This window comes from Photobacterium sp. MCCC 1A19761 (assembly GCF_037389125.1).
GTDB lineage: Bacteria > Pseudomonadota > Gammaproteobacteria > Enterobacterales > Vibrionaceae > Photobacterium.
Map to the genome: position 1 here is coordinate 56,703 of NZ_JAZGTF010000043.1, position 10,623 is coordinate 67,325.

Here is a 10,623-nt window from a genome sequence, read left to right on the forward strand (position 1 = left end):
TAGCCAAACAAGAAGAGAGTAAACAATGTGGTGTTTTGACCCAACCGCCAGGAGGCAACTCACGCACTCTGAACTCGGAATAACGAAAAAGCTGAAGTCGACCGACTGTAAAGTGCTTGAGCTGTTGTTGATTCACCAGGGGCAGATCGTCTCGAAAGAGCAGCTGGTGAATGTGGCTTGGCCAGGTCGTATTGTCTCCGGGTCAAGCCTTACCCAGTCGATCGCACAGCTCAGGCTGGCGCTTGGCGACAACGGGCGAGAGCAAAAGATGATCCAAACGGTTCCGAGGCAGGGCTACAGGTTGGTGACCGGGGTGATAGAAATGGTTCAACAGCCGGAGCCAGAGAGCGCATTGTTACAGCCAACGCAAGCAGCTGCTCCCGAACACTGCCGCGAGCACGAGCCATCTCACCGTCACAGTATTCCCGCTGTCGCCTCATTACCGGCAAGTGTTTCTCGACTTCAGTGGAGCCTGCTGATCTTCTTATCCCTTTTATTGCTCATCACTGCCTCCTGGCTCGCGGTGATCACTTATACGAATACCAAAACCGAGCGGGAAAACTGGCAACAGGTCACCTATGAGCGGGTGGATTACTTTTTTGAACCTGACGATAAAGGCGAGCAGTTGTTTGAGTGGCTGAAAGATGTCTATCCAGACAATCTACGGATGCTTTACCTGTCTAAAAATCCTGAGCAGATCTATGTCTCCTGTGTATTTCAGTCTGGCAGCTTACAAGAGCGCGAAGCTACGAATATGAGTTTCGAGTACGGTTTTTCATCGGTGCAGATCAAGGAGGCCATTCGTGAGCAGTGTCAGTAAGGCGATATGGGGGCTCGTGGTGGCGAATGTGCTGGTCTTGATTGCGATCAACGGCTTCAATATTTATCACCATCCGTTGTTTCTGGAGGGCAGGAATAACACCATGCTTTTTTCTCGGGGGGTAACCTATACCGAGGACTTGGTCGAGTCTTACCAGGAGTTCTTTACAGTCGACCATAAATGGAACGGCTTTCATGATCTTCACTCGACCATCCAAACGGAAGGCGAGCCAAAGAGCCTGAAGGTGTATTACTCGATCTATTTCTGGGGCCCGGACATTTTCTCAAGTCGAAATAGTCTGCGTAGCAAAGAATACACACCGCTTGTTGAACCGGATAAGACGGAGGCGCATTTGATTGATGAGCCCGTCGAGCAGTTTTTTCAGATCCTGTACCAGGATAGAAAGAATTTTTGTTATACCAGTTTGCTGACCAGCAGTGTTCAATGCGTCACTGCTGACCAATAAATTAGAGTGATTAACCTAATTTTATCAACAGAAACAGTAAAAACAAAAAAAGGTGGACTTTAATACCCTTTGAAATCAACATCTTAAAAAGTGTTCGTCCATCGGTCATTTCAGGTCGTGGGAATTTGAGATTCAGATAAGTTCATTAGTGTTGTTATGGTTTTGAGGACATATTGGTGGCCATATCGGACTTAATTGAGCATTGTGGCAATATCGATGATCACTCAACATGAACCTTTACGAATCACCGTTTTAATGTCTGAAGGGATGCCAACGACAGCCATATCCGGCCCGGTTGAAATGCTGACTGTGGCTTCTTCTCTGGCCGGGCTCCCACACCCTGAAGTGAATTTTGTCTCACCGACAGGAGGCGCTGTTCAGGCCCTTGGCGGGCTTACTTTATCTTGTAACCAGGACTGGCGAACCGTGGAGCATTGCGACATCCTTTTATTAGGGGCATGCGGTGATCCCGGGCAACATACATTTATGCTGTCACATGAGATGAACCTGTGGCTCAAAAAGCTGATCCGGCGCAGTTCGTTTGTGTACTCTTTGTGTACCGGTGCTTTCTTGCTGGCAGAGCTGGGCCTGTTGAATAAGAAAGGTGCGACCACCCATTGGGTATACGCGGAAATGTTTCGTCATCGCTACCCGAAAGTCCGGTTAATGCCGCAGCTGAATATTACCCATGATGCGCCTTATATCTGCACGTCGAGTGTGAAAGACTATTTTGCCGCGACGATGATGATTATTGATACTTTGTTCGGCGCGGCCCATCGGGAAAAATGTGAGCAGTATCTGGGGGGAGAGATCTCGACGATTCAGCAGGTATGCCAGACCAGTTTTAGCCAATTTCGTCAGCACAGAGATGATCTCATCCACTCGCTTCAGGACTGGATGCATCGAGAGGATCCGGCCAAGCTGTCGGTCTCCCGCTGTGCGGAGAAGAGTTATTTAAGTGAGCGCCAGATGAAACGGCGTTTTAAAGCCGCAACCGGTGAAACACCGGTGAATTATATCCAACGTATACGCGTCGTGTTTGCTCGGGATAAGCTGGATACAAGTAGTTTGAACGTTGATCAAATTAGCCAGCAAGTCGGCTACAGTGACACCAATCACTTCAGGTTACTGTTTAAGAAATTCCACGGGATGACGCCGACTCAGTATCGAAAAACTACACAAGTGTATACCGAGTTTGAGGCATGATGACGGTTTAAGTTGGGGGCTGGGCTATACTTCCCCCCACAAGCGGTATAGCCCAACCATCCCTGTACTCGTCGGCTTGTTCGAGCCTCAAGCGGCGCTAGTGAATCTATTGGTCTAGCAACAGTTGCGTTTGTTGATGCAGATCGGTTTTTTCAAAAGCGCTCAGCAGCAACGGGCCCGGGTTGGCAATCGCGCTGGTCAATGCCTCACCGATATTATTGATGTGGATGTCGTCATTGATGGCACAGGCGATTAAATACGCTTTGATCGTTCGCCGGGAGGCATCCAATTCGAGGATCCGTGCACAGCGTTTTGCTTCTTCAAGTCGTTCGAACAGGATAGATTCAGGCAACACGATTGACTCCTTCACCATTGAGCATGATCACCATTTTAAATTCTTCACTCGCTCTGAGCGCCGTGCTAAACAAGGTCTCACGCATGAGCTGCTGATCGTACGCATCACCGCTTGCGTATTGTTTTAGCGCCTTCACCGCACGTTCCACACTGATCTCTGGCTCAGATACGATGGCCGCCAAAATGGTTTTGGCCTGGTTGCTATAGACATCGAAATTGAGCCGCTTGGCTTCAAGCAACATGGCCTTAATGACTTGTTTTTTATGCGCATTGATAGTGCGTTTTTTTAATTCATCTTGGTCAAATTCATACCCGATTGTATCGAGCTGTTTGCTTAACTCGTCGTACATGTCGTGCTCTCCTGTGATTGCGACCAGATGTTAACGGTTAATCCGCCGTTTTGAAGAGTGCAGTTGTGTGCATATATCAGGGTGAAGTTGTTTGATAACAGAAAGATAGGGTGAATCTCCGCGGAAGAAGGTCCTGAATAGGCAGGTAATATGTCCTATTCCGTCGGTTTGCCCGGCACTGACGCGGGAGGCCTTTGCTCATGTCTGTCCCAATCGAAGCGCCAGGTTTGGCCCGGGGCGCAATACATCACCGGAAGCAGTATTGTAAAAAAGTCCAATAAGACCGACGAATGTGACGTTTTGAGATCAACAGATTTGGTTAACATCATGATTTTAATTGAAAAATAACTCAGATAACATCGCGCTGTGTGCATGGGTGCATATTTTTTACCCCTTCAGATTCAGTGGATAATTAACCCCAGAAAAGAATTAAACTGACAAAATAGAAGGGGTTACAGATGTTGTATGCACAACCAAACACTGAGGGTTCTGTCGTCAATTTTAAGGCAAAGTATGAAAACTTCATCGGGGGCGAATGGATTGAGCCCGCGGAGGGGCGTTACTTTACCAACACGTCACCGGTGAACAATACCACCATTTGTGAAGTGCCGGCGTCAACCCAGGGCGACATTGATCTTGCGGTCGCCGCAGCGCATCTGGCGCGCGCAAGCTGGGCCGCCACTTCGGTGACAGAGCGTTCGAATCTGCTGCTGAAAATTGCTGATCGGATTGAAGCGAACACGGAGATGCTGGCCGTTGCAGAGACCTGGGACAACGGAAAGCCGATCCGTGAAACCCTGGCGGCTGATATTCCTTTGGTGGTGGATCACTTCCGTTATTTTGCCGGTTGTATCCGGGCCCAGGAAGGCACGGCGGCTGAGCTGGACGCGCAAACCACCACGTTCCATTTCCCTGAGCCGGTCGGTGTGGTTGGGCAGATCATTCCTTGGAACTTCCCGTTGCTGATGGCGGCCTGGAAACTGGCGCCGGCGCTGGCTGCTGGTTGCTGTGTGGTACTCAAGCCGGCAGAGCAAACCCCGGCCTCGATCCTGGTGTTGATGGAGCTGATCGAAGATCTGATCCCGGCAGGCGTGATCAATGTGGTGAACGGGTATGGCCATGAAGCCGGTCAGGCACTGGCCACGCACAAGCGTATTGCCAAAGTTGCCTTTACCGGCTCGACCGAAGTCGGTCAGCATATTCTGAAATGTGCCGCGGACAATTTAATTCCTTCCACGGTTGAGCTCGGCGGGAAATCACCAAACATCTTTATGGCGGATATTTTCGATCACGAAGACAGCTATCTGGATAAGTGTGTTGAAGGGGTGCTACTGGCATTCTTTAACCAGGGTGAAGTGTGTACCTGCCCGTCCCGCCTGCTGATCCAGGAATCGATTTACGAGCGCTTCATGGAAAAACTGCAGGCACGCATTAAAACCATCAAGCAGGGCAACCCGCTTGACACGGACACCCAGGTGGGCTCTCAGGTCTCTCAAGAGCAGTTTGATAAGATCCGTGGCTACATTGCTCTGGGCCAGGAAGAAGGCGCAGAGTTGCTGGTCGGCGGGAACAGCTCTTCAGACAATGGCTACTATGTGGCGCCGACGCTGCTGAAAGGCACCAATGACATGCGGATCTTCCAGGAAGAAATCTTCGGTCCTGTGGTTGCCGTCACTACCTTTAAAACCATTGAAGAAGCGCTGGAAATTGCCAACGATACCGAATACGGCCTTGGCGCCGGTGTTTGGACGCGCGACAACAATACGGCTTACCGTATGGCGCGTGAGATCGAAGCCGGCCGTGTCTGGGTGAACTGTTACCATGCCTATCCGGCCCATGCGGCGTTCGGCGGCTACAAAAAGTCGGGGATTGGCCGTGAAACCCACAAAATGATGCTGGATCACTATCAGAACACCAAAAATATGATTATCAGCTATAGCGTAAACCCGCTGGGCTTCTTTTAATCATTGATCTCCATCCTGTGATGGGCCTGCCTTTTGGGCAGGCTCATTGTTGAGCGCTTCGTATACCAAATGATGGGGTGCGGCGCTCAGCAACAGGGCTGTAGCGGTTGCGCTGAGCATGGTACATGCCCGGAGAACGGGAGCTTGCGCATCAACGTTGCGGTCAAACTATAATCAAAACCTCAATCAAAGGTTATTCATTCTAAGGTAAAGTCATGACTCAAGTTACATTTCAAGGAACACCGGTTCAGCTTTCAGGCCATATGCCACAAGCAGGAACGCCAGCACCGGACTTCACGCTGTGCGCCGGCGATCTGAGCGACATCACGCTGGCATCGCTGCAAGGTAAAAAAGTACTGCTAAATATTTTCCCGAGTATTGATACGCCGGTCTGTGCGGCCAGTGTTCGTGCGTTTCATGAAAAAGCTGCCGGCCTGGAGAATGTGATCGTCCTGTGTATTTCTGCCGACCTGCCGTTTGCAACCGGTCGTTTCTGCGCTGCAGAAGGCATTGACGGCGTCCAGTCGGCATCTTTTTTCCGTAACACCGAGTTCGCGGAAGCTTACGGCGTGGCTATCCACGAAGGTCCGCTTCGTGGTCTGGCCGCGCGTGCAACCCTGGTGATTGACGAATCCGGTATCGTGACTTACGCGCAACTGGTTGAAGAGATCACCGACGAGCCGAACTACAATGCTGCTATTGCAGCCCTGCAAGGCGAGTGATGGAGAAAAAAAGTTCGCTCTCATTGATGCTTGAAGCGTATCAAGCCATCACTGGACAAGAAGGTCGCCACATGGATGAACTGAGAACATTGATGAAATGCATCTTAGTGAACAGTAAAAACCTGGACTACTTGGACCGGTTGACCATGAAGGTCATGATTTTAGAGCGTCTTGAGACCGAAAGGGATTTTTGCCTCTCAGCTGAAAAATACGATGCACTTGAAATTGTCAATGCATTGCATCTGGTGATTAAAAACTAAGAACAAAAAAATGCCATCGTCAGATGGCATTTTTTTGCTTCAGTCATGCCAGCTTACCGACTTTCCACATGCGCGATCAGCTGGTCCAAGTAGTGTGCCAGTGCTCGCTTGGCATGGACCTGGGCCAGAACCTTGACCCCCACCGACACCCCGGCAATGGCGCCGGCCGTTAGCCAGAGCGGCACCTGCGCAACCGTATAACCCTGAAGCACAAAATACAGCGTGGCCAGGATCAGGCTGATCCCAGCTGCGATCTTGCCGTGGGTACAGCCACACATAAAATAGTATGCCCCAATGCGCTGCGCAACGTAGTCATTTTCTTCGTGCTGCAAAGCGGGAAGCGCAACCGAAACGTCTGAGTATTTTCTCGGCCGGCAGTAGCGAATATCGCGTTGAAGCTGCCTCAAATCTGAAACGGAGCCAACCGTATAAGGATTCTCTTTAAACCAGCTGATCATGGGATGTCTCTGTGAGTGACGGTGTCGTCGTATGAATGAGGTTGAGCGCAGCGACATCAATCACCCGGTCGGCCGTTGCGATGGTACTCGGCCGGTGCGCCACTATAATCCGGGTGAGCGATTGCCGGCTGATCATCGTATTGATGTTGTGCTCTGAGGTTGCATCCAGGTGACTGGTTGCTTCGTCGAGTACTAGTATTTTCGGTTGCTGATACAGGGCACGAGCCAGCAGGACTCTTTGGCGCTGTCCACCGGACAAGGTATTCCCCAGCTCCCCGATGAGCGTCTCATAAGCCATCGGCAGGCGTTCAATATCGCGACTGATATCGGCCATAGCCGCCACCTGGCGTACCCGGGTCGGGTCCACTTTCAGATCAAAGAAGCTGATATTCTCTTCCAGTGAGCCTGATAACAGGGTGTCATCCTGCATCACCGAGCCAATTAGCTGGCGATAGTCCGCCACAGACAGTGACGTGAGCGGAATGCCATCGATCAGGATTTGACCGCACGTCGGGGTGAGTACGCCTAAAATGAGCTTGACGACTGTGGTTTTGCCGCATCCGGAGGCCCCGACCAATGCGACAGACTCCCCGGCTTCGATGATGAAGCTCATGTCTTTTAACACCATGGGTTCATTGTCCGAGTAGCGAAAACTCACCTTGCGGAACTCAATTTTGGGTGCCAGTTGCTGCACATCCACATACGAGCGCAGGCGGTCGCTTTCTTCCGGTTTAGTCAGGACCACATCCCCGACCCGCTCCATATGCAGGCCGAGCATGCGCAAATTAAACAGGGTATCGATAAATCCGGAGACTCTGGCGGAAAACTGATCTTTAAAAGACAGTGCGGTGATCAACATCCCGACCGTCATCTCTCCTTTGAGCGCTGCGGCAGTGCCGACCAGCACAATGATGATCCCTTCGGCACCAAAAATCAGGGTGCTCATGGATTCAAATCCGATCCCCAGCTTTTGCTGGCGAATATCGGCATTTCGCTCATCGACCAGTAAGTTTTGCCAGCGGACCGAGCGGTTGGCGGTCTGGCCGAACAGGCGGATACTCTGCACGCTGCGAATTGTTTCGAGAAAGTAGGTTTTCTCCTTGGCACTGGAGAGAATGAACTCAAGGTTGAGCTCGCGGAATCTGGCGAAGAGAAACTGCCGCAGTAATAAATAGGTACACATCGATATCAGGGCCACCAACGCAATGTTGGTATCGTAGACGAACAGCATCATCAGAGCGCCCAACGCCAGCATCCCGTCCAGCAAGGCTTCGACCAGCTGCTTGGTGATGGCGCTTTCGATCACATCGAGGGAATCGAAGCGGGAGGCGATATCCCCCAGGTTCCGCTTTTCAAAAAAGGGGATCGGCAGGTTCATCATGTGCTGGAAGACCCGCGCGCGCCACTGGAGGTTAAAGCTGGCGCTGACCGCCATCACGGTCCAGGCTTTGAGGAAGTTGGCGCCGACCCGGATCAGCAGCAACAGGCCAAAACCGCAGGCGACCAGGTAAAGCAGGTTGATATCCTGGCTGGGCACCACCTGGTCGATCACGATTTGTGGTAAAAAGCTGGCTCCGAGGACACAAATTTCAAACACCAGTGCCAGGACCACAATCTTGAGCAGGGACTGGGCCAGCCCTTGCGGTCGGCCGAAGATGTCTTTGAGCTTTGGCTTGTGAACATCATGCGTCACACTGTTCATGCTATCGAGCGGTGTGATCTCCAGGACCACCCCGGTAAAGTGCTTGGAAAACTCGGCTGCGGTCAATCTTCTCCGTCCGACACTGGGATCATGGATATAGAAATACTTGGGGCTGGTTTTGACCAGCACCACAAAGTGGTTTAAGTCCCAGTGAAGAATACACGGCGTTGCGGTCTGTTTCAGATCGTCCATGTCGACCCGCAGCGGACGGGAATTGAGGTCAAGCTTGCGTGCCATTCTCATCAGATCGTTGAGGGTCGAGCCGTTGAGCGACACCGCCATTTCAGAGCGCAGGCGAGTCAGGTTCAGTTTATGGCCCCAATACTCAGCAATCATGCCGATACAGGCCAGGCCGCATTCGGCAGCTTCTGATTGGTAGAACAGCGGGATTTTACGGGTAAAGCCAATTTGCAGGCGCTCGGCCAGGTCGTTTAGTACAGTCACATCCGCCCCAATTTAGATAAAATCTTGCATTTTCTTGAACGGGTCCAACAGCCATTCATATATTTTTCTTGATTCAACCTCGATGCTGGCCTCGAGGTTCATGCCGGCTCGCAATGGTTTGGGCTGGCCATAGATGTCGACTTGTTGGCGTTCCAGGCTCACCTTCACCAAATACACAAATGGGCTTCGTTTTTGTTTGCCTTTGAATTCGGGTTGGTATTTCAGATCCTTGATTGCCACGGAGGTTGTGGATATATCCTGGATCACGCCGCGATACTGGCCGAATTTCTGGTATGGAAAGGCATCGTACTGCAGCTGAACTTCCTGCCCCGTTTCAATAAACCCGATGGCCCGGCCGGGCACGAACAGGGTTGCTTGCAGCGGCTTGCCCTTCGGCACTAAGCTCAGGAGCACGGTGTCCGGTGACACCGGGCCCTGATAGACGTTGATTGCCGAGATCGTCCCATCAATCGGTGCGGGGACAACCACTTCCCGCATTACGCTGTTGGAGACCAACTTCTGCCGGACATCGGTGATTTGGTTCTGTAATTGCTCTTTCTCCAGGGCGAGTTGGCTGTCCAGCCGGTCGATTTCTGAACGTTTCTGGTCGGCCTGATAGATCAACTCTTTAAGTTGCAGCGCCAGTTCCTGCAGTTCGGCCTCAAGCGCCAACACCTGACTGCGCCTTTCGCGCAATTCAATTTTACTGATCAACTCTTGTCTGGCTTCGCTGGCAAAGGTATTCACCGTTTCCCTGGCCAGGGTCAGCTGGCGCTGTTTGATGGCCATCAGCTGCTCTGTCGCGCGGCGTTTGGCGCTCAGCTGACGGATCTCCCGCTCCAGGGCCTGTTTTTTCTGTTGGTTTAGCGCCTCATTGACGCTTACCTGCCTCTGGACCGAATCGACATTCTGTTGCAACAGCGCGCCGACACGGTGCCTGAGCCCCCCTTCGGTCAGGTTGCTGGTTTCGGTACTGATCACGTACAGGGGTTGCCCTTTCGTGACGCTGTCACCATCCTTTACCAGTTGCTGCGTAATTACCCCGGACTCCGGTGAGAATACGTCAATGATCCCGCCTTCCGGCAGTAAGATGCCATGGACCTTTTCTTTTTTACTGAATTCGCCAATGACGCAAAACAGGACGATCAGGAGCCCGGTGACGGCGGCCGCCAGTACCAGGCGATTCAGCGAAGGGGGCATCGCGATCAGAATGTCGCCATAGTACCGGTGCTGGCGCTCGACGACTTCAGTTCGAAAAAGTGTCATGATGGCTCCGCACCCGTGACAGGCTGGTATTCATGGAAGTAAACATCGGCATTGCGCCAGAACAGCCAACCCTGGGGGCTTTGCTCGAGCAGTCGCTCGACAGCGACAGCCTTAGACTGCAGGATCTCATTAAGTGTTCTATCCCGGACCGGAAGCGCATGAACTTCTAGACTTCTGTGATGATGGTGTGCGAGCCCGGCAACGTAGAGGTTGGCGGAAACTTTTTGGGCGAGCAGGGCGCCGGTGAGCGTCATATAGGCTTTGTGTTGCCAGAGCTCGCAGGGACCGAATGAGCGCGCCAGCTGTAGACCGCTGGCCTGATCGGAGACAAACAGCGGGTTACCATCGGCAAACATGAGGATATGGGCACCGGCTTTGGCGCGCTTCATCAGCTTCAGGAACGAATGTTTTTCTGCCGGGGGAATGATTTCCAGAGTCCGCCCCTGGCTCCGGCAGGTCTGCTCACACAGGGCAATCATGCTGTCATCCCAGGGGTTGCCGTAGACGACGAAATTGCGGTCGGGCGGCAGCTGTTTTATGGCGCTATACACCGTACTGATGGGATCGAAGACATGCATCAGCTCGACAATACACTGGCCCTCGAAAGCAGC

General features: G+C 52.0%; 11 protein-coding genes and 1 pseudogene. 6 read left to right on the forward strand and 6 right to left on the reverse strand.

From position 1 onward, the window contains the following. The first annotated feature begins 25 nt into the window (after nt 1–25). From VV869_RS23305 to VV869_RS23315, 3 genes are all read left to right on the forward strand, one after another. Entirely contained in the window at nt 26–820 is a 795-nt protein-coding gene (locus VV869_RS23305; protein ID WP_337737336.1) for a winged helix-turn-helix domain-containing protein, read from the forward strand. Then, nucleotides 804–1,286, forward strand: coding sequence for a hypothetical protein (locus VV869_RS23310; protein ID WP_337737337.1), 483 nt, complete (start codon nt 804–806; stop codon nt 1,284–1,286). Before VV869_RS23305 ends, VV869_RS23310 begins: the two co-directional genes overlap by 17 nt. A 216-nt stretch (nt 1,287–1,502) precedes the next feature. After that, nucleotides 1,503–2,492 carry a GlxA family transcriptional regulator gene (locus tag VV869_RS23315; RefSeq protein WP_337737339.1) on the forward strand — a complete coding sequence of 330 codons (990 nt, stop codon included), beginning with the start codon at nt 1,503–1,505 and terminating at the stop codon, nt 2,490–2,492. A 106-nt stretch (nt 2,493–2,598) separates the two neighbouring features. Here VV869_RS23315 and VV869_RS23320 read toward each other — a convergent pair whose 3' ends face one another. Together VV869_RS23320 and VV869_RS23325 are read right to left on the reverse strand one after the other, a co-directional pair. Continuing rightward, nucleotides 2,599–2,847, reverse strand: coding sequence for a hypothetical protein (locus VV869_RS23320; protein ID WP_337737340.1), 249 nt, complete (start codon nt 2,845–2,847; stop codon nt 2,599–2,601). Continuing rightward, entirely contained in the window at nt 2,837–3,196 is a 360-nt protein-coding gene (locus VV869_RS23325) for a hypothetical protein (protein ID WP_337737341.1), read from the reverse strand. The genes VV869_RS23320 and VV869_RS23325 overlap by 11 nt, the downstream gene beginning before the upstream one ends. Before the next feature lie 458 nt (nt 3,197–3,654). Between VV869_RS23325 and exaC the strand changes: the two genes are divergently transcribed. From exaC to VV869_RS23340, 3 genes are all read left to right on the forward strand, one after another. Continuing rightward, a complete protein-coding gene (exaC, locus tag VV869_RS23330) occupies nt 3,655–5,160 on the forward strand; it encodes an acetaldehyde dehydrogenase ExaC (protein WP_337737342.1) in 1,506 nt (501 codons plus the stop codon). A gap of 215 nt (nt 5,161–5,375) precedes the next feature. Further along, nucleotides 5,376–5,882, forward strand: coding sequence for a thiol peroxidase (tpx, locus tag VV869_RS23335; RefSeq protein WP_337737343.1), 507 nt, complete (start codon nt 5,376–5,378; stop codon nt 5,880–5,882). Continuing rightward, on the forward strand, nt 5,882–6,142 hold the full coding sequence (locus tag VV869_RS23340; protein WP_337737344.1) for a hypothetical protein: 261 nt from the start codon (nt 5,882–5,884) through the stop codon (nt 6,140–6,142). Before tpx ends, VV869_RS23340 begins: the two co-directional genes overlap by 1 nt. A 53-nt stretch (nt 6,143–6,195) precedes the next feature. On the opposite strand, the gene VV869_RS23345 is transcribed toward VV869_RS23340, so the two are convergent. The 4 genes and pseudogenes from VV869_RS23345 to VV869_RS23360 form a co-directional block, all read right to left on the reverse strand. Then, nucleotides 6,196–6,600, reverse strand: a complete 405-nt coding sequence (locus tag VV869_RS23345; RefSeq protein WP_337737345.1) for a hypothetical protein — start codon at nt 6,598–6,600, stop codon at nt 6,196–6,198. Further along, nucleotides 6,584–8,746 (reverse strand): peptidase domain-containing ABC transporter, encoded by a 2,163-nt coding sequence (locus tag VV869_RS23350; RefSeq protein ID WP_337737346.1) that lies wholly within the window; start codon nt 8,744–8,746, stop codon nt 6,584–6,586. Before VV869_RS23350 ends, VV869_RS23345 begins: the two co-directional genes overlap by 17 nt. Before the next feature lie 12 nt (nt 8,747–8,758). Then, nucleotides 8,759–10,012, reverse strand: coding sequence for an HlyD family secretion protein (locus VV869_RS23355; protein ID WP_337737347.1), 1,254 nt, complete (start codon nt 10,010–10,012; stop codon nt 8,759–8,761). Further along, a pseudogene (locus VV869_RS23360) lies at nt 10,009–10,623 on the reverse strand (ATP-binding protein); the annotation flags it as partial. The gene VV869_RS23355 and the pseudogene VV869_RS23360, both read right to left, overlap by 4 nt.